The organism is Streptomyces albus subsp. chlorinus, from assembly GCF_013302895.1.
Classification (GTDB): domain Bacteria; phylum Actinomycetota; class Actinomycetes; order Streptomycetales; family Streptomycetaceae; genus Streptomyces; species Streptomyces chlorinus.
The window spans coordinates 1,726,614-1,748,146 of sequence record NZ_VJOK01000001.1 but is presented as its reverse complement, the minus strand read 5'-3'; the positions used below and the strand labels follow the sequence as shown (position 1 = coordinate 1,748,146).

27 protein-coding genes and 1 pseudogene are annotated in these 21,533 nt (G+C 72.9%); 18 read left to right on the top strand and 10 right to left on the bottom strand.

All coding sequences use genetic code 11. From position 1 onward, the window contains the following. The 3 genes and pseudogenes from FM076_RS33495 to FM076_RS07940 all read left to right on the top strand — a co-directional run. A pseudogene (locus tag FM076_RS33495) lies at nucleotides 1-413 on the top strand (ABC transporter ATP-binding protein); the annotation flags it as partial. Nucleotides 414-1,116: 703 nt separating this feature from the next. Beyond that, a complete protein-coding gene (locus tag FM076_RS07945; protein WP_428815139.1) occupies nucleotides 1,117-1,914 on the top strand; it encodes an ABC transporter permease in 798 nt (265 codons plus the stop codon). Between the two features lie 66 nt (nucleotides 1,915-1,980). After that, complete coding sequence (locus FM076_RS07940; protein ID WP_173869226.1) at nucleotides 1,981-2,664, top strand: hypothetical protein; 684 nt, start codon at nucleotides 1,981-1,983, stop codon at nucleotides 2,662-2,664. A 78-nt stretch (nucleotides 2,665-2,742) separates the two neighbouring features. On the opposite strand, the gene ybaK is transcribed toward FM076_RS07940, so the two are convergent. From ybaK to FM076_RS07925, 3 genes are all read right to left on the bottom strand, one after another. Continuing rightward, complete coding sequence (gene ybaK / locus FM076_RS07935) at nucleotides 2,743-3,240, bottom strand: Cys-tRNA(Pro) deacylase (protein ID WP_173869225.1); 498 nt, start codon at nucleotides 3,238-3,240, stop codon at nucleotides 2,743-2,745. Nucleotides 3,241-3,263: 23 nt separating this feature from the next. Next, nucleotides 3,264-4,079 carry an LON peptidase substrate-binding domain-containing protein gene (locus FM076_RS07930; protein ID WP_173869224.1) on the bottom strand — a complete coding sequence of 272 codons (816 nt, stop codon included), beginning with the start codon at nucleotides 4,077-4,079 and terminating at the stop codon, nucleotides 3,264-3,266. 105 nt (nucleotides 4,080-4,184) lie between these two features. Further along, nucleotides 4,185-5,843 carry an oxidoreductase gene (locus FM076_RS07925; protein WP_173869223.1) on the bottom strand — a complete coding sequence of 553 codons (1,659 nt, stop codon included), beginning with the start codon at nucleotides 5,841-5,843 and terminating at the stop codon, nucleotides 4,185-4,187. Nucleotides 5,844-6,044: 201 nt separating this feature from the next. Between FM076_RS07925 and hisD the strand changes: the two genes are divergently transcribed. The 9 genes from hisD (at nucleotide 6,045) to FM076_RS07880 (ending at nucleotide 12,486) form a co-directional block, all read left to right on the top strand. Beyond that, entirely contained in the window at nucleotides 6,045-7,421 is a 1,377-nt protein-coding gene (gene hisD, locus FM076_RS07920) for a histidinol dehydrogenase (protein ID WP_428814729.1), read from the top strand. Beyond that, a complete protein-coding gene (locus tag FM076_RS07915) occupies nucleotides 7,418-8,572 on the top strand; it encodes a histidinol-phosphate transaminase (RefSeq protein ID WP_428814728.1) in 1,155 nt (384 codons plus the stop codon). Before hisD ends, FM076_RS07915 begins: the two co-directional genes overlap by 4 nt. Then, complete coding sequence (gene hisB, locus FM076_RS07910) at nucleotides 8,569-9,159, top strand: imidazoleglycerol-phosphate dehydratase HisB (RefSeq protein WP_173869222.1); 591 nt, start codon at nucleotides 8,569-8,571, stop codon at nucleotides 9,157-9,159. The genes FM076_RS07915 and hisB overlap by 4 nt, the downstream gene beginning before the upstream one ends. Beyond that, complete coding sequence (locus tag FM076_RS07905) at nucleotides 9,156-9,320, top strand: hypothetical protein (protein WP_173869221.1); 165 nt, start codon at nucleotides 9,156-9,158, stop codon at nucleotides 9,318-9,320. The genes hisB and FM076_RS07905 overlap by 4 nt, the downstream gene beginning before the upstream one ends. Then, nucleotides 9,320-9,970, top strand: a complete 651-nt coding sequence (hisH, locus tag FM076_RS07900; RefSeq protein ID WP_173869220.1) for an imidazole glycerol phosphate synthase subunit HisH — start codon at nucleotides 9,320-9,322, stop codon at nucleotides 9,968-9,970. Before FM076_RS07905 ends, hisH begins: the two co-directional genes overlap by 1 nt. 47 nt (nucleotides 9,971-10,017) lie before the next feature. Then, nucleotides 10,018-10,743, top strand: coding sequence for a bifunctional 1-(5-phosphoribosyl)-5-((5-phosphoribosylamino)methylideneamino)imidazole-4-carboxamide isomerase/phosphoribosylanthranilate isomerase PriA (gene priA, locus FM076_RS07895; RefSeq protein WP_173869219.1), 726 nt, complete (start codon nucleotides 10,018-10,020; stop codon nucleotides 10,741-10,743). Next, nucleotides 10,743-11,150, top strand: a complete 408-nt coding sequence (locus tag FM076_RS07890) for a Rid family hydrolase (RefSeq protein ID WP_173869218.1) — start codon at nucleotides 10,743-10,745, stop codon at nucleotides 11,148-11,150. Before priA ends, FM076_RS07890 begins: the two co-directional genes overlap by 1 nt. Continuing rightward, nucleotides 11,147-11,905 (top strand): imidazole glycerol phosphate synthase subunit HisF, encoded by a 759-nt coding sequence (hisF, locus tag FM076_RS07885; protein ID WP_173869217.1) that lies wholly within the window; start codon nucleotides 11,147-11,149, stop codon nucleotides 11,903-11,905. The genes FM076_RS07890 and hisF overlap by 4 nt, the downstream gene beginning before the upstream one ends. A 221-nt stretch (nucleotides 11,906-12,126) precedes the next feature. Continuing rightward, entirely contained in the window at nucleotides 12,127-12,486 is a 360-nt protein-coding gene (locus FM076_RS07880; RefSeq protein WP_173869216.1) for a DUF6463 family protein, read from the top strand. Nucleotides 12,487-12,667: 181 nt separating this feature from the next. Here FM076_RS07880 and FM076_RS07875 read toward each other — a convergent pair whose 3' ends face one another. Genes FM076_RS07875 through FM076_RS07865 form a run of 3 tightly spaced genes read right to left on the bottom strand, consistent with a single transcriptional unit; the run spans nucleotide 12,668 to nucleotide 13,913 of the window. Beyond that, on the bottom strand, nucleotides 12,668-12,877 hold the full coding sequence (locus FM076_RS07875; protein WP_173869215.1) for a DUF397 domain-containing protein: 210 nt from the start codon (nucleotides 12,875-12,877) through the stop codon (nucleotides 12,668-12,670). Continuing rightward, nucleotides 12,874-13,086, bottom strand: coding sequence for a DUF397 domain-containing protein (locus tag FM076_RS07870; protein ID WP_173869214.1), 213 nt, complete (start codon nucleotides 13,084-13,086; stop codon nucleotides 12,874-12,876). The genes FM076_RS07875 and FM076_RS07870 overlap by 4 nt, the downstream gene beginning before the upstream one ends. After that, nucleotides 13,083-13,913 (bottom strand): helix-turn-helix domain-containing protein, encoded by an 831-nt coding sequence (locus FM076_RS07865; protein ID WP_173874584.1) that lies wholly within the window; start codon nucleotides 13,911-13,913, stop codon nucleotides 13,083-13,085. The genes FM076_RS07870 and FM076_RS07865 overlap by 4 nt, the downstream gene beginning before the upstream one ends. Nucleotides 13,914-14,017: 104 nt before the next feature. Between FM076_RS07865 and FM076_RS07860 the strand changes: the two genes are divergently transcribed. From FM076_RS07860 to FM076_RS07845, 4 genes are all read left to right on the top strand, one after another. Next, nucleotides 14,018-14,218, top strand: a complete 201-nt coding sequence (locus tag FM076_RS07860; RefSeq protein WP_173869213.1) for a hypothetical protein — start codon at nucleotides 14,018-14,020, stop codon at nucleotides 14,216-14,218. Then, a complete protein-coding gene (locus tag FM076_RS07855; protein WP_173867889.1) occupies nucleotides 14,215-14,373 on the top strand; it encodes a hypothetical protein in 159 nt (52 codons plus the stop codon). The genes FM076_RS07860 and FM076_RS07855 overlap by 4 nt, the downstream gene beginning before the upstream one ends. Continuing rightward, on the top strand, nucleotides 14,370-14,609 hold the full coding sequence (locus FM076_RS07850; protein WP_173869212.1) for a hypothetical protein: 240 nt from the start codon (nucleotides 14,370-14,372) through the stop codon (nucleotides 14,607-14,609). The genes FM076_RS07855 and FM076_RS07850 overlap by 4 nt, the downstream gene beginning before the upstream one ends. A gap of 269 nt (nucleotides 14,610-14,878) precedes the next feature. Beyond that, nucleotides 14,879-15,235, top strand: a complete 357-nt coding sequence (locus FM076_RS07845) for a DoxX family protein (protein WP_173869211.1) — start codon at nucleotides 14,879-14,881, stop codon at nucleotides 15,233-15,235. A 54-nt stretch (nucleotides 15,236-15,289) separates the two neighbouring features. On the opposite strand, the gene FM076_RS07840 is transcribed toward FM076_RS07845, so the two are convergent. The 4 genes from FM076_RS07840 to FM076_RS07825 all read right to left on the bottom strand — a co-directional run bounded on the left by FM076_RS07840 (nucleotide 15,290) and on the right by FM076_RS07825 (nucleotide 19,558). Next, a complete protein-coding gene (locus FM076_RS07840; protein WP_180217731.1) occupies nucleotides 15,290-16,015 on the bottom strand; it encodes a class I SAM-dependent methyltransferase in 726 nt (241 codons plus the stop codon). Between the two features lie 92 nt (nucleotides 16,016-16,107). Further along, entirely contained in the window at nucleotides 16,108-16,848 is a 741-nt protein-coding gene (locus FM076_RS07835) for a succinate dehydrogenase/fumarate reductase iron-sulfur subunit (protein WP_173874582.1), read from the bottom strand. A 26-nt stretch (nucleotides 16,849-16,874) separates the two neighbouring features. Beyond that, nucleotides 16,875-18,824, bottom strand: a complete 1,950-nt coding sequence (locus tag FM076_RS07830) for a fumarate reductase/succinate dehydrogenase flavoprotein subunit (RefSeq protein WP_173869210.1) — start codon at nucleotides 18,822-18,824, stop codon at nucleotides 16,875-16,877. Further along, nucleotides 18,824-19,558, bottom strand: coding sequence for a succinate dehydrogenase (locus tag FM076_RS07825; RefSeq protein ID WP_173869209.1), 735 nt, complete (start codon nucleotides 19,556-19,558; stop codon nucleotides 18,824-18,826). The genes FM076_RS07830 and FM076_RS07825 overlap by 1 nt, the downstream gene beginning before the upstream one ends. A gap of 96 nt (nucleotides 19,559-19,654) precedes the next feature. Here FM076_RS07825 and FM076_RS07820 point away from each other — a divergent pair, with 96 nt between their 5' ends. Then, on the top strand, nucleotides 19,655-20,548 hold the full coding sequence (locus FM076_RS07820) for a LysR family transcriptional regulator (RefSeq protein WP_173869208.1): 894 nt from the start codon (nucleotides 19,655-19,657) through the stop codon (nucleotides 20,546-20,548). 159 nt (nucleotides 20,549-20,707) lie between these two features. Next, nucleotides 20,708-21,517: an SAM-dependent methyltransferase gene (locus tag FM076_RS07815; protein ID WP_345944921.1), complete on the top strand. Its 810-nt coding sequence runs from the start codon at nucleotides 20,708-20,710 to the stop codon at nucleotides 21,515-21,517. Nucleotides 21,518-21,533 lie beyond the last annotated feature (16 nt).

Here is a 21,533-nt window from a genome sequence, read left to right as displayed (position 1 = left end):
AGCGCGGCACGACGGTGCTGCTGGTGACCCACAACGTGATCGAGGCCGAGACCGTCCTCGACCGGGTCGCCGTACTGGACCGGGGGCGGGTGATCGCCTGCGACTCGCCCGCCGGGCTCAAGGCCACCGTCGGGGAAGACGTCCGGCTGGAACTGATGTGGCGCGACCGCGCGCCCGTGGAGATCCCCGAGATCGCCGGGCTCGCCGCGGACGCCCTCGTCTCGGGCCGCCGCTGGACGCTGCGGCTCACCCCCGAGGGCGCCCGGGAGGCGGTCGCCCTCGTCACCGGCGGCCCCGCCTTCCCCGCACTCGACGACTTCCGGCTCGCCACCCCCAGCCTGGAGGACGTCTACCTCGCCCTCGGCGGCCGGGCCGCGGGTGAGGACGGTGCGGAGGGGCTGGTGAAGGCGTGAGGGCGTGGGAGCGGTACGGCGGCGCGGGGCGGCGGAACGTGCGGGACGGGAACCGCGCCGGGGCGACGGGACGGAAGTTGCACGAGATGACCAGCACCAGGAACACGCCGCACCCGCGCCCCGCGCGGGGCGTCCGGACGAGGGGCGGGCTCGGGTGAGGACCACGGCGGAGGGCCGCCCGACGGCCCCGGACGACGCCCCGGCCCCCCACACGCCCGGGACAGCCGACGCCCCGGCCGGCTCCGCGCCCGGCCCCGATTCCGGTTCCGGGACGCCGGACGCTCCGGCGCACCGCCCCCCGGCCCCGACGGAAGAGCCTGCGGGCGCCGCGGACCGCACGACGGACGGCCCGGAGCCCGCCGACCGGACCGCTGCCGGCGTCGGCGCCGACAGCGGCGGCGACGAGGCCCGGGTGCAGGCGCGGGGCCGCGCGGAAGCCGACGCGCACGGGGACGCCGAGGCTCTCCCCGGTCAGGGGCCGCGCGAGGAGGTGGCTGCTCCTTCCGGGCAGGGCGCGCACGGGCATGTTGAGGCGCTTCCCGGCCGGGGGACGTGCGAGGACGTGGCGGCTCATCCTGGGCAGGGCGTCGCCGGGGATGTGGCGGCTCCTTCCGGCCGGGGGCCGCACGGGGATGTCGAGGCGCTTCCCGGGGAGGGCGTGCCCGGGGACGTTGGGGCGTCCGGCCGGGGGCCGGACGGGGGCGTGGTGGATGTGCCCGGCCAAGGGGTGGGCGTGGGGGGTGGGCAGGTGGCACTGGCGCCGCGGGCCGGGTTGTGGGGCGCGCTGGGGGCGGTCTACCGGGCGCAGCTCTCCCGGGCGCGGGTGGCGCGCATCCCGCTGCTGTTCGTGGCGACCTTCCAGTCGCTCGGCATCATGGTCCTGATGCGCGGCGTGGTGGACGGCGGCGCGGAGGCGCGGGCCGTCGTGGCCGGATCCAGCGTGCTGGTCGTCGCCTTCGTCGCGCTGAATCTGCTGGCCCAGTACTTCGGGCAGCTACGGGCGGGGGGCGGTCTCGACCACTACGCGACGCTGCCCGTGCCCGCCGCCTCCGTGGTGCTGGGCGCGGCGGCGGCCTACGCGTCGTTCACCGTGCCCGGTGTGGCGGTGACGGCCGTCGTCGGCAGCCTGCTCTTCCAGCTGCCGCTGGGCGGGCTGTGGGTGCTCGTCGCGGTCGTCCCCCTCGCCGGGGCCGCGCTCGCCGGGCTCGGCGCGGCGCTGGGCCTGCTCGCGCCCCGTCCGGAGCTGGCCACCCTCGGCGGGCAGTTGGGCATGTCCGCGGCGCTGCTGCTGGGCGTGCTGCCCGGGGGCGGGCTGCCGACGGTCGTCCAGTGGGCGCGGGACCTGCTGCCCTCCACGTACGGGGTGGAGGCTTTCGCGCGTACTTTCGAGGCGCACCCCGACTGGGGGAGCGTCCTGGTGGATCTCGGCGTGTGCGCGGCGGTCGGCGTGCTCTCGCTCGCCCTCGCCACCCGCGCCTACCGGTGGGCCGCCACCCGCTGACCCTCCCGGCGCGTGGTTCCAGGGCCGGAGCGGCCGGCACCGCGCGGGCCTGGCACGATGGGCTCCGTGACCGTACCGACGCCCTCCCCGCACAACCCTGACCCCTCCCGCCCCTCCGCCCCGCGAGCACGGCCCGACGACCGGCACGGAACCGGCCGCGCGGCCCCGCCGCCCCTCTCCCCGTACGCGGGGAGCACTGGCGGCGGCGACGGCGGGCAGCTGGCCCGGCGGGAGCTGCGGGAGGTCGCCGTCTGCGCGGTGGCGGTCGCCGTGGCCGGGGTGGCGCTGGGCTTCCTGTGGCTGTGGCTGGCCCCCCGGGTCCCGCTCTACACCAACGGGGAGCTGGTCCTCTTCAAGCACCCGGAGGGCGAGGAGGTCATCGGCGCGGACGGCGTCTTCGCGCTGCTCGGTCTGGGGTTCGGCGTGGTGTCGGGCCTCGTCGTCTTCCTGGCCCGCCGCAAGGGGGGCGTCGGCCTCGTCGTCGGCCTCGCGTTCGGGGCCTTCCTGGGAGCGCTCCTGGCCTGGCGCATCGGGGTGTGGTTCGGCCCCGACACCGACATCCGCGCGGCGGCGCGGGCGGCCGGGAAGGGCGCCACCTTCGACGCGCCCCTGGAGCTGCACGCCTACGGGGTGCTGCTGGCCTGGCCGGTCGCCGCCACCCTCGTCCACCTGCTGGCCACCGTGCTGTTCGGCCCCCGCGACGAGCCGCCCGCCGCCGCTGCCCCCGCCCCGGGCGGCTGGCAGCGCTGAGCCCGCGTCCCGCCGCCGGGTGGGGCGCGTGAGGGCTGGGCCCGCGTCCCGCCGTCCGGGGCGGTGGCCCGCGTCCCGTCAGGCGCGGGCCACCGGGGCCAGGACGGCACCCGTCAGCTCGGCGAGGTCCTTCGGGGCCAGCTCGATCTCCAGTCCGCGGCGTCCGGCGGAGACGCAGATGGTGGCGTGCTCCTCCGCCGAGGAGTCGAGGACGGTCGGCAGGCGCTTGCGCTGCCCCAGGGGGGAGATGCCGCCGCGGACGTACCCGGTGGCGCGCTCGGCGGCGGCCGGGTCCGCCATCACGGCCCGCTTGCCCTCGCGGGCGGCGGCCAGCGCCTTGAGGTCCAGGGACGCGGAGACGGGGACGACGGCGACGGTCAGCGCGCCGTCGACCTCGGCCACCAGGGTCTTGAAGACCCGCTCGGGCGGTACGCCCAGCGCCTCGGCGGCCTCCTCGCCGTACGAGGCGGCTGCCGGGTCGTGGGTGTAGGCGTGGGTTTCGAAGGCGATGCCCGCCTCCGTAGCGGCCACGGTGGCGGGGGTCGCCGACCCCTGCCGCTTGCTCTTCTTCGCCACGTGTTCCGCCCTCCGGCGGTCGCTCAGTTCTGGCTGGTCGGATTGCGGGTCAGGTCCGCCGCGGGCAGCGACGGCAGCTTGCCGATGACGGCCGTCTCCCTGCGCAGCAGCTTCAGCTCGTCGGCGAGCCGGGTCGCGGTGTCGGGGGCCTGGAGCAGCCGCTGCTTGGCGGGGGTGTCGAGCACCGTGGCCGCCGCGACGAGGTAGGAGACGACGGAGGGGTCGTCCGGCAGGTCCTGCTCCTGCCCGGTGGCCAGGGTCCGCTCGCGGGCGCCGGCCAGCCGCTTCTGGTAGGCGCGGAAGGCCCGCAGCACGCCGGAGGCCAGCGCGCCGGCCTCGTCGCCCTCCTCCTCGGGCAACTCCTCGATCTCGCCGGTCAGATACGGCCCCGAGGCGTCCACCGACAGCAGCCGGAACCGGGTGGTGCCGGTGGCCAGCACCTCGTACCCGGTCTCGTCGGAGCGGGGGCCGAGGCCCGCCGCGGCCTCCTCGGCGGCGCCCGCGGCGTCGGCCGCGCCCAGGTCCACGGCACGCTCGCGGATCGTGGAGGCGTCCGCGACGCACCCGACCGTGTAGAACGACTTGATCGGGTCGGGGCCGAAGCCCGCCGCCGGATCGCTGCCCTGCGGCGGCGCCGTGTCGGGCATGCCGGTGGCCGCCGGGGCGACCTCGCGGCCGTCCCGGATGGCGACCACGCCGAAGCGGCGGGGCGCGTCCTCGGGCAGCGCCAGCAGGTCACGCATCAGTGCGCGGTACCGCGGCTCGAAGATGTTCAGCGGCAGCACCAGCCCCGGGAACAGCACCGAGTTGAGGGGGAAGAGCGGAAGCGCGGTTGTCACAACCGGTAAGCCTAAAGCCTCCGGCGCCTGACGAGGGGGCGGGTGTGCCGGACAATCCCCGCCCGGCACATCCGCCCCGGCGCTCACGTCCGCGCGGCTCCCGCGTCACTGGCGCCGCAGCAGCCGCGTGGCGCCCGCGGCCACCGTCGTCGCCAGCACCCAGCCCGCCAGGATCATGACGGCGGCGATCCACTGGTAGCCGCCCGCCGGGTTCCACGCCGTGTCCTGCCCGAAGGAGATGACGGGCAGCAGCAGGTCGAGCGTGTAGAGGGCCGCGTTCCAGTGCGGCGACTCGCCCTCCTTGAGCGCCGCCGGCCGGTGCGCCTCGAACAGCAGGGCCCCGGCCAGCCACAGCACCGCCATCCACAGCGCGGCCTGTCCGGGCCGGTAGCCGTAGGCCACCGTCCAGTCCTGGAGGACGCCCCACACCTTGCCGGGCAGCGGCAGCGTCTCGCGGCGGCGGCGCTGTTTGGCCAGCAGCACGAGGCGCGCGTTGGTGTCCTCGCCGCTGTTGCGGTACATCGCGGCCAGCTGCTCGTACGGCTCGGGCGCGTACTCGGCGGTGGCGGCGTTGATCCACTGGAGCCGCTCGCGGACGTTGAAGTGGCCCTCTTTCGGGATGGCGTGCTGGTAGGTGAAGCCCGCCATCCACAGCCGGTGGTCGTGCGGCCAGCTGGAGGCGCGGTCCATCAGCTTCTCGACGCTCGCGCCCGAGAGCACCACGAGTCCGCGCTCGGGCAGCTGCGGGGTGAAGGTCAGCTCGGGTGTGCTGATGCGGCGCAGCGACAGCTCCTGGTCGCGCTGCATCTCCAGGCGGGCGTTCTCGATCACCAGCGAGGAGCCGAACCGCCCGTCGTCCAGCACCATGCCGCCGGCGCACTCGAAGTGCCTGGTGCGGTGGGGGTCCCACGCGGTGCGGGGGAAGCCGGCGGCCTGCGGGAGGGGCCCCGGCTCCTCGGCGAGGCCGTAGCGGGTGCCGGTGGGCGGGGTGGAGCCGTATATCTGCGGGGCGCTGCCGCGGCCGGCGTCGGCGAAGCTGGCCACCTGTTCGACGGTCATCTGCGGCGCGTACAGCGCGAAGCGGCCGCGCGGGTTGCGCAGGACGGAGCCGAACATGTGCAGGGAGCTGCCGATGGTGGCGCCGCGCAGGCTGACCTGCCCGTCGGTGACCAGCAGGCTGGCCTGGAGCTCCTGGGAGACGCTGAGGCCGTCAGCGGCGAGCGCGCGGGTGCGCCGGCCGCTGCCGACGGTGGCCTCGTTCAGCAGCAGATCGGTGCCGATCGTCGCGTCCGTCAGCCTGATGCCCTCGGGGATGCTGCACCGGGGCAGGTGCAGGTCGCCCTCGGTGGTCAGCCGCGCCGCCTCCAGGCGCGGCAGGTAGCAGGCGACGAAGCGCGCCGTGTGCACCCGGGCCTCCGGCATCCGCACCTCGTCCTGGAAGCGGCAGCCCCGCAGCTCGAAGTACGGCTCGACCGCGCCGCCCGCCAGGTCCAGGCAGCCGGTGACGAAGGCGCCGGTCAGGTGGAGGGAGGCCACCCGGCCCAGCAGCGGCGGAGGCCCGTGGAGCAGCAGCAGGGCTATCACCCGGGCGCGCACCGTGCGCTCCGGGCCCCAGGGGTGGTCCCCGTTGGGGTCGTCCAGTTCGGGTTCCCCCGTGCGCAGGTCGTGCTCGGTGCCGTTGCGGAACGCCTGCCACATCCCCCACTCGGCAGTCGTCAGCCGCAGCCCCGGCGGCGGCTCACCGGAGTCCGCTGGCTCGCTCACGCGCATCCCCCCTCGGTGTGCGTCGGTGGTCCTCGGAGCCGGCCCTCGGTCACGGGCCGTGTGCGAAGGTGAGGGTCGTACCGCTTCCTTTCCCGCTCTGTGACCGGATGAACGCGGGAGGCGACGCTTGCCTGATGTGACCTGTATCAGCCTCTGATACGGGAGGCGGGCGCGCGGCGCGGGTCTGAGAGACTTGACCGTGTGATCTCCCGAATCGATCTGCGTGGTTCCTCCGCCGGCCCCCGGCCGGGCTCCCCGGCCGTCCCTGACCAGGGTCCGGCCGCCGGCACCATCGACCGTGACCTGCTGCCCCGCGCCGAGCTGGACGTCGAGGCCGCCCTGGAGAAGGTGCGGCCCCTCTGCGACGACGTACGGCATCGCGGCTCGGCGGCGGTGCTCGAGTACACGGAGAAGTTCGACGGTGTGCGACTGGAGCGGCTGAGGGTGCCCTCCGAGGCGCCGGCCAAGGCGCTGGAGGAGCTGGATCCGGCCGTCCGCGCCGCGCTGGAGGAGTCGATCCGGCGCGCCCGGATCGTCCACCGCGACCAGCGGCGCACCGACTCCACGGTGCGGGTCGTGCCCGGCGGCACCGTCACCGAGCGGTGGGTGCCCGTCGAGCGGGTGGGCCTGTACGTGCCGGGCGGGCGGGCCGTCTACCCGTCGTCCGTGGTGATGAACGTGGTGCCCGCGCAGGAGGCCGGGGTCGGCTCGCTGGCCGTCTCCTCGCCGCCGCAGCAGGCCCCCGGCACCCCGTGGGACGGCCTGCCGCACCCCACCATCCTGGCGGCCTGCGCCCTGCTGGGCGTGGACGAGGTCTACGCGGCCGGCGGCGCCCAGGCCGTGGCGATGTTCGCGTACGGCACCGACGAGTGCGCCCCCGCCCAGCTGGTCACCGGCCCCGGCAACATCTACGTGGCCGCCGCCAAGCGGCTGCTCAAGGGCGTCATCGGCATCGACTCCGAGGCGGGCCCGACCGAGATCGCCATCCTGGCGGACGACACCGCCGACCCGGTGCACGTCGCCGCCGACCTCATCAGCCAGGCCGAGCACGACGTGGTGGCCGCGGCCGTCCTCGTCACGCCCTCCGAGGCGCTGGCCGAGGCCGTCGAGGCGGAGCTGAAGACGCAGGTGCCGGCCACCAAGCACAGCGAGCGCATCGCCGAGGCGCTGGCCGGGCGCCAGTCGGGCATCGTCCTCGTGGACTCCCTGGAGCACGGGCTGGCCGTCGTCAACGCGTACGCGGCCGAGCACCTGGAGATCCAGACCGCCGACGCGGCGGCCTGGGCGGCCCGGGTGCGCAACGCGGGCGCCGTCTTCGTCGGCCCCTACGCGCCCGTCTCGCTGGGCGACTACGCGGCGGGCTCCAACCACGTGCTGCCCACGGGCGGCTGCGCCTGCCACTCCTCGGGTCTGTCGGTGCAGTCCTTCCTGCGCGGCATCCACGTCGTGGACTACTCGCGCGACGCGCTGGCCGAGGTCACCCACCACGTGGTCGCCCTCGCGGAGGCGGAGGACCTGCCCGCGCACGGCGCGGCACTCAAGGCAAGGTTCGACTGGAAGGTCCCGAACGACTCGTGACCGGTAACACCCCTGTGTCCTCGTTGGCCGCCCTCCCCGTACGGGACGAGCTGCGCGGCAAGTCCCCCTACGGCGCGCCGCAGCTGGACGTGCCGGTGCGGCTGAACACCAACGAGAACCCCTACCCGCTCCCCGACGCGCTGGTCGCCCGCATCGCCGAGCGCGTCACCGAGGCCGCCCGCCGGCTCAACCGCTACCCGGACCGGGACGCCGTCGAGCTGCGCACCAGGCTCGCGGAGTACCTGACGCGCACGGCGGGCCACACCGTCGCCCGCGAGCAGGTGTGGGCGGCCAACGGCTCCAACGAGGTGATCCAGCAGCTCCTCCAGACGTTCGGCGGCCCCGGCCGGGTCGCGCTGGGCTTCGAGCCGTCGTACTCGATGCACGCGCTGATCTCCCGGGGCACCGGCACCGGCTGGATCTCCGGGCCGCGCGACGACGACTTCACCATCGATGTCGAGGCCGCCGTCGCCGCCATCGCCGAGCACAGGCCCGACGTCGTCTTCATCTGCTCGCCCAACAACCCCACCGGCACCGCCGTCACCGAACAGACCGTGCTGGCCCTGTACGAGGCGGCACAGGCGGCGCGGCCCGAGCACGGCGCGCTGGTGGTGGTGGACGAGGCGTACGGCGAGTTCTCGCACCGCCCCTCGCTGCTGCCGCTGATCGAGGGCCGTCCCACCCTGGTGCTCACCCGCACCATGTCCAAGGCGTTCGGCGCCGCCGGGCTGCGGCTCGGCTACCTGGCCGCCGACCCGGCCGTCGTGGACGCCGTCCAGCTGGTGCGGCTGCCGTACCACCTCTCGGCCGTCACCCAGGCCACCGCGCTGGCGGCGCTGGAGCACACCGACACCCTCCTCGGCTACGTCGAGCAGCTCAAGGCCGAACGCGACCGGCTGGTGCGCGAGCTGCGGGCCATGGGCCTTCAGGTCACCGAGTCGGACGCCAACTTCGTGCAGTTCGGCCGCTTCGACGGCGCGGCAGGCTCCCACGCCGTGTGGGAGGGGCTGCTGGCGCACGGCGTGCTGGTGCGGGACAACGGGGTGCCCGGCTGGCTGCGGGTCTCGGCGGGCACGCCGGAGGAGAACGACGCGTTCCTCGACGCGGTGCGAGCCGTGACGAAGGAGCTGAAGGAGAAGAGCGAGGCATGACGCGCAAGGGCCGTGTGGAGCGCACCACCAAGGAGACGTCCGTCGTCGTCGAGATCGACCTCGACGGCACGGGGGTCGTGGACGTGTCGACGGGGGTGGGCTTCTACGACCACATGCTCGACCAGCTCGGCCGCCACGGCCTGTTCGACCTGACGGTCAAGACCGAGGGCGACCTGCACATCGACAGCCACCACACCATCGAGGACACCTCGCTGGCGCTGGGCGCCGCCTTCAAGCAGGCCCTCGGCGACAAGCGCGGCATCGTGCGGTTCGCCAGCTCCTCGGTGCCGCTGGACGAGTCGCTCGCCCAGGTGACCGTCGACCTGTCGGGCCGCCCCTACCTCGTGCACACCGAGCCCGAGGGCATGGCGCCGATGATCGGCAGCTACGACACGACGATGACCCGGCACATCCTGGAGTCGTTCGTCGCCCAGGCGCAGATCGCCCTGCACGTCCACGTCCCCTACGGGCGCAACGCGCACCACATCGTGGAGTGCCAGTTCAAGGCCCTGGCCCGCGCCCTGCGCTACGCCAGCGAGATCGACCCCCGTCAGACGGGGATCCCGTCCACCAAGGGCGCGCTGTGACAGGTCTGGCCGCCCTCCTCATCTTCGTCGGGCTCTTCCTGGCCGGCGGGGCGATCTCCTTCTGGAAGCAGCAGCTGCCCAAGGGCGTGATCGTGCTGCTGTCGCTCGCCTCGGCCATGTGCCTGGTGGCGGGCATCCTGCGGTTGGACTGGTGGTCGTGATGAGCAGTTCCAAGAGCGTCGTGGTCTTCGACTACGGCTTCGGCAACGTCCGCTCCGCCGAGCGCGCGCTGGAGCGGGCCGGTGCCCGGGTCGAGATCACCCGCGACTACGACAAGGCCATGAACGCCGACGGCCTCCTGGTCCCCGGCGTGGGCGCGTTCGCCGCCTGCATGGCGGGCCTGGAAGAGGCGCGCGGGCACTGGGTCATCGGGCGGCGGCTGGCGGGCGGCCGGCCCGTGATGGGGATCTGCGTGGGCATGCAGATCCTCTTCTCCCGCGGCATCGAGCACGGCGTCGAGGCCGACGGCATGGACGAGTGGCCCGGCACCGTCGGACCGCTGGCCACCGACCCCGGCCACCCTGTCCCGCACATGGGCTGGAACACCGTCGAGGCACCCGACGGGTCGCGCCTGTTCGCCGGGCTGCCCGCCGACGCGCGCTACTACTTCGTGCACTCCTACGCTGTGCACGACTGGGAGCTGGAGACCGCCAACCCGGCCCTCAGGCCCCCGCTGGTCAGCTGGACGACGCACGGCAGCCGCTTCGTCTCCGCGGTGGAGAACGGCCCGCTGTGGGCCACCCAGTTCCACCCCGAGAAGTCCGGCGACGCCGGAGCGCAGCTGCTGCGAAACTGGATCGACACCCTGTGAGCCCCGATAACCCCGCACACCCCGCGAACCTGGAGAGCGAGAACGCCGTGAGCAACCGGCTCGAGCTGCTGCCCGCCGTCGACGTCAGGGACGGCCAGGCCGTCCGCCTCGTGCACGGGGAGTCCGGTTCCGAGACCTCCTACGGCGACCCGCTGGAGGCGGCCCTGGCCTGGCAGCGCGCCGGGGCGGAGTGGCTGCACCTGGTCGACCTGGACGCCGCCTTCGGCACCGGCGACAACCGGGAGCAGATCGCCCAGGTCGCCCGCGCCATGGACATCAAGGTGGAGCTGTCCGGCGGCATCCGCGACGACGCCTCGCTCAAGGCGGCGCTCGCCACCGGCTGCCGCCGCGTCAACCTGGGCACCGCGGCGCTGGAGAGCCCCGAGTGGGTGGCCAAGGTCATCGCCGAGCACGGTGACAAGATCGCCGTCGGCCTCGACGTGCGCGGCACCACCCTGCGCGGGCGCGGCTGGACGCGGGACGGCGGCGACCTGTACGAGACGCTGGCCCGCCTCGACGCCGAGGGCTGCGCCCGCTACGTGGTCACCGACATCGCCAAGGACGGCACCCTCAAGGGTCCCAACCTGGAGCTGCTGCGCGATGTGTGCGCCCGCACCGACCGCCCCGTGGTCGCCAGCGGCGGCGTCTCCAGCCTCGACGACCTGCGGGCACTGGCCGGGCTGGTGCCCGAAGGTGTCGAAGGCGCGATCGTGGGAAAGGCCCTCTACGCCAAGGCGTTCACCCTGGAAGAGGCGTTGGAGGCGGTTGCCTGATGGCCCCGATACAGCGGATCGCGTCCGACGCACCGTGGGAGGAGCCCTTCGGCTACTCCCGCGCCGTGGAGCTGCCCAACGGCCTGGTGCTGGTCGGCGGCTGCACCTCGGTCGTGGACGGCGAGGTCGCCGCGGACACGCCGTACCAGCAGACGGTCACCGCGTTCGGTGTCGGGCTGGACGCGCTGAAGCGGCTGGGGCTCGGCGCCGAGAGTGTGGTGCGTACCCGCATGTTCCTCGCCCACGCGCGGGACGTGGAGGAGGTGGGCCGCGCCCACAAGGAGCTGTTCGGCGAGATCAAGCCCGTCTCGTCCATGATCATCGTGTCCGGGTTCGCCGACCCCAGCCTCGTCGTCGAGGTGGAGATCGAGGCGTACCGGGACCGGCAAGGAGCACAGCGGTCATGACCCTCGCGGTCCGAGTCATCCCCTGCCTGGACGTGGACGGCGGCCGGGTCGTCAAGGGCGTCAACTTCCAGAACCTGCGCGATGCGGGCGACCCGGTCGAGATGGCCAAGGTCTACGACGCCGAGGGCGCCGACGAGCTGACGTTCCTCGACATCACCGCCTCCTCCGGCGACCGCGAGACCACCTACGACGTGGTGCGGCGCACCGCCGAGCAGGTGTTCATCCCGCTGACCGTCGGCGGCGGCGTGCGCACCCCCGAGGACGTGGACAAGCTGCTGCGGGCCGGTGCCGACAAGGTCGGCGTCAACACCGCCGCCATCGCCCGCCCCGAGCTGATCCGCGAGATCGCCGAACGGTTCGGCAGCCAGGTCCTGGTGCTGTCCGTGGACGCCCGGCGCCGCGCCGAGGGCGATGGCTTCGAGGTGACCACGCACGGCGGGCGCCGCGGCACCGGCATCGACGCCGTCGAGTGGGCCCACCGCGCCGCCGAGCTGGGCGCGGGCGAGATCCTGCTCAACTCGATGGACGCGGACGGCACCAAGGACGGCTACGACACGGAGATGATCGCCGCCGTCCGCAAGCACGTCTCCATTCCGGTGATCGCCTCCGGCGGCGCCGGCCGCCTCGACCACTTCCCGCCCGCGATCGCCGCCGGCGCCGACGCCGTCCTGGCCGCCTCCGTCTTCCACTTCGGTGACCTGCGGATCGGCGAGGTGAAGGAGACCCTGCGGGAGGCCGGGCACCCGGTGCGCTGAGGATCCTGCGCCGTTGTGCGCAGGTGTGTGAGGGCACCACTCGGGCCAGGGCGGCGAAGCCCCAGCAGGACGGCGCCTGGACGGTGGCCTGACGTGGCCCTACCGGCGACAGGTCCCCCTCGTCCGAGGGGGTGTCGGCGGCGTGGCCCCGGGCGGCGGCCATGACCGTGAGACGGTGGCCTGGTGCGCTCAACTCCCTTGGCCGGGGCTAGGATCGGCGCATGAAGCGACGGTCGGCGGGATGGTGGCTCCAGGCCACAGCGCTCGGGCACGGGGCGATCGGTGCCGTGCTCTACCGGGACGTTCTGGCACAGCTCGCCCGTGACGGGGTGGTCAACTCCGTGCCGGAGCGCGGCGACCGGGCGGCGGCCTTCTGGTTCATGGCCGCCACGCCCGCGCTGTGGATGGGCGGCCGGTTGCTCACCTCCGCGGAGCAGCACGGAGACACCGCCGCCCAGCGTACCGCGGGGGTCGTGCTGGTCGGGGTCGGCGCGGTGGGAGCCGCGGCCATGCCCAAGGGCGGCTTCCCCGCCCTGGTCGGCATCGGCGGCCTGCTCCTGCGGAGGGCCCGGCGGGGGTAGCGCTGCCCCGCGGGCCCCTTTCCGGGGGGCGCCCGCTGTGCGGGCGTGGCGTGAGCGGGCCGCCAACGACACGGAGGAGCTTGCCGACATCTTTGGCGAAGATGCCGCTTGACGCCGCCGGCCCGCTGCGATCACGCCGGTCAGCGGGTGACGCGCCACCGGGTGAGGCACGGCAGTGCGGTCAGGCAGTGCCGAGTTCGCCGGTTTTGACGCCTGCGACGAAGGTGGCGAAGGCGGTGGTGGGGATGGTGAGGGCGGGGCCGGTGGGGTTTTTGGAGTCGCGGATGGGGACCACGTCGTGTGTGGGGGCGAGGTTGGTGGCGACCTCGATGCACTGGCCGCCGTTTCCGCTGTAGGAGGACTTGTGCCAGCGGGGGGATTCGGTCGTCACGGGGTGCCTCCGAGGTCCTCGGTCTTGACGCCGTTGATGAAGGCGGTGAAGGCGCTGGCTGGGACGTTGAGGGTGGGGCCTGTGGGGTTTTTGGAGTCGCGGACGGGGACCACGTCGTGTGAGGTGACGAGGTTGGTGGCGACCTCCACGCAGGCGCCGCCGTTGCTGCTGTAGGAGGACTTGAACCAACGCGGGGTCTGGGTCGTCACGGAGTGCCCTTTCGCAACTGGTTGATCGCGGCAACAGATACCGCCTGCGAGGCTGCTTCGGCCTGCAACTGATGGTAGGCCGTTAAGAGAGGCTGTACGAACTTCGTATCGCGTTCCAGTCGTCCTTGTTGCGCTGACTCGGCGTACGACATCAGTGAGCGGTCCGGCATCGTCAGGATGTAGACGGGCAGATCGAAAGCCCGTCGCTCGCCGAGATCGTATGGAGCCACTTGGAAGACGGTGGAGGGCAGCTCGGCGAACGCGGCCAGCCGGTCCAGTTGGGCCGCCATGACTCTTGGACCGCCGACCACTCGACGAATGCAGCTCTCATCCAGGACCGCGTAGACCAGCGGCGGAGGAGTACGTTGCAGCGAAGCCTGCCGCTTCGCGATCAGAGACAGCCGTTCCTCCGCCTGTTGCTCCGTGATTGCTCCCCGTCGCACGGCACCCGAAGTGATGGCGGCTGCGTACTCCGGAGTCTGGAGCAGGCCCGGGACGATACCCAGCTCAAAGAGCCTGATCTCTGTCGCGCGCGCCTCATGCACGACGTACTCCGGGAAACCTTCCAGCAACCCCGTGTTGCGTACTACCCGACTTTGCCGTTCCAACAGAGTGCCGGTACCGAGCGCCTTGTCAGCACTCTGCGCAAACCGGAGAGTTGGGGATCTGCGACCAGTTTCGACGGCGGAAATATGCGTCGCGGAGTAGCCCATCCGAGTCGCCAAGTCTTCTTGAGTCCAGCCGCGCTCCTCCCGCAACGTGCGCAGACGCTGGCCGAAGGCCGCTCCTGGCGACTTTTCAGGGTCCAACTTTTTGCGGTTCAACAGTCCTCACCCCAACTCTCCACTCAATCAGCGCAAGTTGAAGACAGCACCACCCTAGGCCACGCTGAATCCCCTGGGTAGTCGCAGAGCTACAGAGAGGAACAGTCATGTCCGGAAACCCTGATGTGCGAGACCCGGCCGGCGTGGAGGCCGTGAACTCCACGTCCCCGCGCAGGGCTGATCTCGACCAGCTTGAGGTCGCGTACCTGATGCACCGCCAGGAGTGCCACAGCTGCACGTGCGGACGGCCGTGCGCGATGGCGCGGCGGCTGGAGGAGGCGCGGCGCGTACCGGAGGCGGCATCGTGACGGTGAAGGGCGGCGCGGCCTGCGCGGAGTGTGCGCGGCTGGAGCGCGAGCGGGAAGCGGCGCGCAGGGTGGGGGACTGGAGCCGGGTCACCGACTGTGTCGTACTGCTGCGCCGGCACCCGCAGCACGGTGGCAAGCCGGTGGTGCGCCCGTGACCCGCGCGACCTTCCGATTCCGTGAATTCCGGCTGGTGCCGGACGCGGAGCCGGACGCCGAGCCGGTGACCTTCACCCTCCAGTGCGCCGTCTGCCACCAGACCGCCGCCCCGCATACCAGCCGGTCGGTATCCCAGAACTGGGCCACCCTCCACCTGAAGCACAACCCGGAGCACTTCACCTACCGGGAGATCACCACGCGCCCGTACAAATTCGAACCGGGGGCGTGGCTGTGACTGATCCCGCAAGGGCCCGAAGGAAACACCTCCTTGGCCGGCGATCCGAAGAGGCTCCGAAGAAGCCCTGTCAGCACGAGGTGCCCCGAGGGGCGAAGCACTGCACGAAGTGCAAGAGAAGGATCTACCTGTGAGGGGAGGGGCTCCACCGGCGGGTCAAGGGCCGCCCGGGGAGCGGGTGTGCGGGAGTGCGGGTGTCACCTTCAGGTGTCCCGTCTCGTCGAAGAAGTGGACACCCAACCGCCGCTCTCGCCAAGAAGGAGCCCTTCGTGTTCACCGCCTACCTTGTGGTCACCCTCCTCACCGCCGTCGCCAACGGTTCGGCCGCCCTCGCCAACTTCATCGGCCACGACTACCCCAAGAGCCAGGCGGACAAGTTGCGAGTGCCCCGGTCGTGGATGTTTCCCCTGGGTGTGTTGCTGGGGACGGGCGCGCTGGGGTTGTTGGCCGGGTTTGCCGTGCCGGTGCTGGGGCTGCTCTCCGCCGCCGGTCTCGTCCTCTACTTCGTCGGTGCGTTCTGTGCCCACGTGCGGGTACGGGACTGGCAGCTGGGACCCTGGGCCGTGTTCTTCTGCCTGGCGGTGGCCGCCCTGGCCCTGAATCTGGCCCACCACGGTTCCTGGTGATCCAGGGGACCGGTCCCGAAGGGACACCCCTCTCACCGGGACCGCCGGACGCGGCTAACGCCTGGTCGCGAGGAGCAGCCGGCAGCGCGGCGAGTCGTCCGCCCGGCGGCCCAGTTCCGGGAGGGGCCGCAAGGCCACGTCGAAGCCCGCGAGGAGCAGGTCGCGGTGGACCTCGGCCAGTGGCCAGGTGCGGTAGTACATGACGAAGCGGGGCCGCCAGACGGCGTTGCGCACGCGCATGGCCGCGTCGAATCCGAGCAGCGTCCAGTACGCCGCCGTGCCCGGGCGCGGCGGGGCCGCCATCGGGAACGCGAACGTGCCGCCGTCCCGGAGGGTTTCGCGGACCCGCGCGAACAGGCGGGGGCGCTCGGCGGGCAGGAAGTGGCCGAACGCGCCGAAGCTCACCACCAGGTCGAAGGTGCCCGGCCGGAACGGCGGTGCCAGTGCGTCGCCCCGTACCCAGTGCGGGCCGGGGCCGGGAGCTGTCGCGTACCGGTACCTGGCCTGGGTCAGCATGCCCGCGCTGAAATCGAGGCCCGCCGTCCTGCCCGCGCACACCTCGCGGAGCACACGGGTGCCGGCGCCGGTGCCGCAGCACAGGTCGAGACCGTCGGTGAACGGGCCGAGCGTCTTCAGGGCACGAGTGGTCGCGTCCAGGACGCTGTCCGGGGTCCGGTACCGCGTGTGGTCGAACTTCGGCGCCAGCAGGTCGTAGCCCCGCTGTACGGAGGAGAGCGCCTGGCGCGCCAGTTCGGGGAGGGTGGGCCGCTCGCTGCTCATGATCTCCCCACTGTAAGCGGCCCCTCCCAAAAGGGCTCTCCGGAAGGTCCCTCCCCCCAAGACCCCTCTTCCAAGGACCCTCCCGGAAGGGATCACCGCTTGGCGGCGGCCCGCAGGTACTCGCGGTTCATCGCGGCGATCGAGGGCATGGGGATGCCCTTGGGGCAGGCGGTGGCGCACTCACCCGTCAGCGTGCAGCCGCCGAAGCCCTCGGCGTCCATCTGCTCCACCATGCCGAGCACCCGGCTCTCCCGCTCGGGCGCACCCTGCGGCAGGACATTCAGGTGGTTCACCTTGGCGGAGGTGAACAGCATGGCCGAGCCGTTGGGGCAGGCGGCCACGCAGGCTCCGCAGCCGATGCACTCGGCGTGCGTGAAGGCCGCGTCGGCGGCGGGCTTGGGTACCGCCGTGGCGTGGGCCTCCGGCGCCGAGCCGGTTGGCGCGGTGATGTAGCCGCCGGCGCCGATCACCCGGTCGAGGGCGGAGCGGTCGACGACCAGGTCCCGTACGACGGGGAACGCCGCGGCCCGCCACGGCTCGACGTCGATGGTGTCGCCGTCGGAGAAGTGCCGCATGTGCAGCTGGCAGGTGGTGGTGCGCTCCGGGCCGTGGGCTTGGCCGTTGATGACCATGCCGCAGGCGCCGCAGATGCCCTCGCGGCAGTCGTGGTCGAAGGCGACGGGCTCCTCGCCGCGCTCGATGAGCGTCTCGTTGAGGGTGTCGAGCATCTCCAGGAACGACATGTCGGGGGAGATGTCCTCCACCTCGTAGGTGCGCATCCCGCCGTCGGCCGAGGCGTCGGGCTGGCGCCAGATCCGCAGGGTCAGTCTCATGTGCCGGTTCGGCCGCCGCTCGTCGCTCATGTGTAGCTCCGCTGGGTGGGGTGGACGTACTCGAAGTGGAGGGCCTCCTTGTGCAGGACGGGCGGGGCGCCGGCGCCGGTGTACTCCCACGCGGCGACGTAGGCGAACTCCTCGTCCTTGCGCGCCGCCTCGCCGTCCGGGGTGCGGGACTCCTCGCGGAAGTGGCCGCCGCAGGACTCGGTGCGGTGCAGCGCGTCCAGGCACATCAGTTCGGCCAGCTCCAGGTGGTCGGCGATCCGGTTGGCCTTCTCCAGCGACTGGTTGAGGGCCTCGCCACCGCCGGGCACCCTGACCCGCCGCCAGAACTCCGCGCGCAGCTCGGGGATGCGCTCCAGCGCCTTGCGCAGCCCCTCCTCGGTGCGGGACATGCCGCACTCGTCCCACATCAGCTGCCCCAGCTCCCGGTGGAAGGAGTCGGGGGTGCGGTCGCCGTCGTTGGACAGCAGCGCGTGGAGCCGGCCGGTGACGGCGGACACCGCCTCGTGGACGGCCGGGTGGTCCGGGTCGGCGTCCTCGTGCGGGTGGCGGGCCAGAAAGTCGCCGAGGGTGGCCGGGAGGACGAAGTAGCCGTCGGCCAGGCCCTGCATCAGCGCGGAGGCGCCGAGCCGGTTGGCGCCGTGGTCGGAGAAGTTGGCCTCCCCGATGGCGAACAGGCCGGGGACGGTGGTCATCAGGTCGTAGTCCACCCACAGCCCGCCCATCGTGTAGTGGATGGCCGGATAGATGCGCATGGGGCGGGTGTAGGGGTCCTCCGCGGTGATCCGCGCGTACATCTCGAAGAGGTTGCCGTACTTCTCCTCGACGGCTTCGCGGCCCATCCGGGCGAGGGCGTCAGCGAAGTCGAGATAGACCCCCTGCCCGCCGGGGCCCACCCCGCGCCCCTCGTCGCAGACGTTCTTGGCGGCACGGGAGGCGATGTCGCGGGGGACGAGGTTGCCGAAGGAAGGGTAGAGCCGCTCCAGGTAGTAGTCGCGCTCGTCCTCGGGGATGTCCCGCGGCTCCCGGTCGTCGCCCGGGGCCTTGGGCACCCAGATGCGGCCGTCGTTGCGCAGCGACTCGCTCATCAGTGTCAGCTTCGACTGGTGGTCGCCGGAGCGCGGGATGCAGGTGGGGTGGATCTGGGTGAAGCAGGGGTTCCCGAAGTAGGCCCCGCGCCGGTGCGCGCGCCACACCGCCGTGGCGTTGGAGTTCTTCGCGTTGGTGGACAGATGGAAGACGTTGCCGTAGCCGCCGGTGGCCAGCACCACGGCGTCGGCGAAGTAGGTGTCGACGCGGCCGGTCACGAGGTCGCGGGCGACGATGCCGCGGGCCCGTCCGTCGATGACGATCAGGTCGAGCATCTCGGTGCGGGGGTGCATCTCCACGGTGCCCGCGGCGATCTGCCGGGAGAGCGCCTGGTAGGCGCCCAGCAGCAGCTGCTGCCCGGTCTGGCCCCGTGCGTAGAAGGTGCGGGAGACCTGGACGCCGCCGAAGGAGCGGGTGTCGAGCAGTCCGCCGTACTCGCGGGCGAACGGCACGCCCTGCGCCACGCACTGGTCGATGATCTCGGTGGAGACCTCCGCCAGCCGGTGCACATTGGACTCGCGTGAGCGGAAGTCGCCGCCCTTGACGGTGTCGTAGAAGAGCCGGTGGACCGAGTCGCCGTCGTTGCGGTAGTTCTTCGCCGCGTTGATGCCGCCCTGCGCGGCGACGGAGTGGGCCCGGCGCGGGGAGTCCTGGTAGCAGAACTGCACCACGTGGTAGCCCGCCTCGGCCAGCGTCGCCCCCGCCGAGCCGCCCGCCAGGCCGGTGCCGACCACGATGACGGTGTACTTGCGGCGGTTGGCGGGGTTGACGAGCCTCGCCTCGAAACGGCGCCGGTTCCACCGCTCGGCGATCGGCCCGTCCGGCGCCTTGGTGTCGGTGAGGGGGTCGCCGGTGCGGTAACCGGCGTAAGGAGAGGTCATCAGTCCACCAATCCGGTCATGACGCCGACGGGAACGGACAGGAAGCCGACGGTGATGGCCAGCGCGAGGACGTCGGCACCGCCCTTGAACAGGCGCGCGGCACCCGGCCTGGTCACCCCGAGCGTCTGCGCCGCGCTCCAGAAGCCGTGCCGGATGTGCAGCCCGACGGCGAGCACGGCGACGATGTAGATGACGTCGGCGTACCAGTTCCGGAACCCGGCGACGATGTTCTCGTAGGGGTGGCCCGCCTGCCCGCGCGGGTTCACCGTGCCCGTCGTCAGGTCGAGGATGTGCCAGACGAGGAACAGCGCCAGGATGATCCCGCCCCAGCGCATGGTGCGGGTCGCGTAGCTCGCCCGGGGCCGCCGGTGCTGGTATGTGACCGGGCGGGCGGCGATGTCGCGCCTGCTGAGCTGGTACGCGGAGACGCCGTGCAGCACGACGGCGGCCAGCAGCACCACGCGTACCAGCCACAGGAACCACGCGTAGTGCAGCACGGGCTCGCCGAGGGTGCGCAGCCAGTGCGCGTAGCCGTTCATCTCCTCAGGACCGAAGAAGACCTTCAGGTTCCCGAGCATGTGCGCGACCAGGTAGGCCAGCATGATCAGTCCGCTGACCGCCATGACCGCCTTCTTGCCCAGGGTCGAGCCCCACAGGGTGCGCACGAGGCCGGGGCGCCGGGGCGGGCCGGGTGGGGTGCGCTGCGGTGCGGGGGTGCGCGTTGCGGTCGCCATGGTGAGGACGGTACGGACAGCCCGCACCATCAGTCCAAGACATAGAACGGCTCCGGACGATAGGACGACCCTATGGAACCGGACTATGCTTGCCGTATGCAGCTGCAGCAGCTCCGCTACTTCGTCGCCGTGGCCGACACCCGCCACTTCACCCGCGCCGCACAGCGCGAGCACGTCGCCCAGCCGTCCCTCTCCCAGCAGATCCGGGCCCTGGAACGGGAGCTGGGCGCCGAACTCTTCCACCGGGCGCGCGGCCACATCTCGCTCACCGACGCCGGTCAGGCCCTGCTGCCGATGGCCCGCAGGGTGCTGGCCGACACCGAGACGGCCCGCCGCGAGGTGCAGGAGGTCGCCCAGCTGCGGCGCGGCCGGGTCCGGCTGGGCGCCACCCCCAGCCTGTGCGCGAGCCTCGTCCCCGACGTGCTGCGCGCCTTCCACGACCGCTACCCCGGCGTCGACCTCGTCGTCCACGAGGACGGCTCCCAGGACCTGGTGCGGGTGCTGGCGGCCGGCGAACTGGACCTGGCACTGGTCATCACCCCGCTCGCCGGACAGGGCCCCGTGCTGGCCACCGAGGAGCTGCTGCGCGAGGAACTCGTCGTCGTCTCCGCACCGGACGAGCCCGCGCCGGTGCGCCGCTCCCGCATCCGTGTCCCGGACCTGCGGGACCGTCCGCTGGCCATGTTCCGGCGCGGCTACGACCTGCGGGAGCTGACCGTCGCCGCCTGCCGCGAGGCCGGCTTCGAACCCGCCTTCGCGGTCGAGGGCGGCGAGATGGACGCCGTCCTCGGCTTCGTCCGCGCGGGGCTCGGGCTGGCCGTGGTCCCCCGCATGGTCGCGGACCGCTCCGGCCTGCGGGTCACCCGCTTCGCCGCCCCCGGCCTGCACCGCACCATCTCCGTCGCCCACCGCGGCGACGTGTCCCCCACCCGCGCGGCCCGGGAACTCCAGGGCATCCTCACCGAACGCCTCACGGCCACCGCGAGGTGAGCCACCCGCGCAGCGGGGGCCGGGCGGACCGCGCCGAGGAGCGCTCCCGGCCGGGCGGGGTTCCCCCGCGGGGCGCCCGCTCCTAGGTTGGGGGCAGCAAGCCGGAAGATGCCCCGGGGAGTTGCCCGGAGAGGTGCCGTCAGGCAGGGGAGGACCGTCGTGGCCGAGGAGAAGGCAAGGACGCGCGGCGCGGCCGAGATCGACGACACGGTGCCGCACTCGGCGCGGATCTGGGACTACTGGCTGGGCGGGAAGGACTGCTACGAGGTCGACCGCGAGGCGGGCGAACGGGTGCGCGCCGTCTACCCCGACATCGTGACCCTCGCCCGGGTCGGACGGCACTTCATCGGCCGCACGGTGCGGTACCTGGTCCAGGAGGCGGGCATCCGCCAGTTCCTGGACCTGGGCACCGGGCTGCCCACCGTCGACAACACCCACGAGGTCGCCCAGCGGGCCGCCCCCGAGGCCCGCGTCGTCTACGTGGACAACGACCCGCTGGTGCTCGCCCACGCGCACGCCCTGCTCACCAGCAGCCCCGAGGGCGCCACCGACTACGTGCAGGCCGAGGTCGAGGACCCGGAGGCCGTCCTGCGGGCAGCCGCCCGCACCCTGGATCTCGGCCGGCCGGTCGCCGTCATGCTGATGGGCATCCTGGCGCACGTGGCGGACTACGAGGAGGCGCGGTCGATCGTGCGGCGGCTCATGTCCGCGCTGCCCTCGGGGAGCTACCTGGCCGTCCGGGACGGCACCGACACCGATCCCCGGTATGTGAAGGCGCTGCGCGACTACAACCGCAGCGGCGCCGTCCCCTACCACCCGCGCAGCCCCGCGCAGGTGGCCGCCTTCCTGGACGGCCTGGAACTGGTCGAACCCGGTTTCGTGCCGTGCCCGCTGTGGCGGCCGGAGGCGGCCGACCTGGTCTTCGGCACCTCCTCCCCGCTGTACGGCGGAGTGGGCCGCAAACCCTGACCGGCCCCCGTACCCC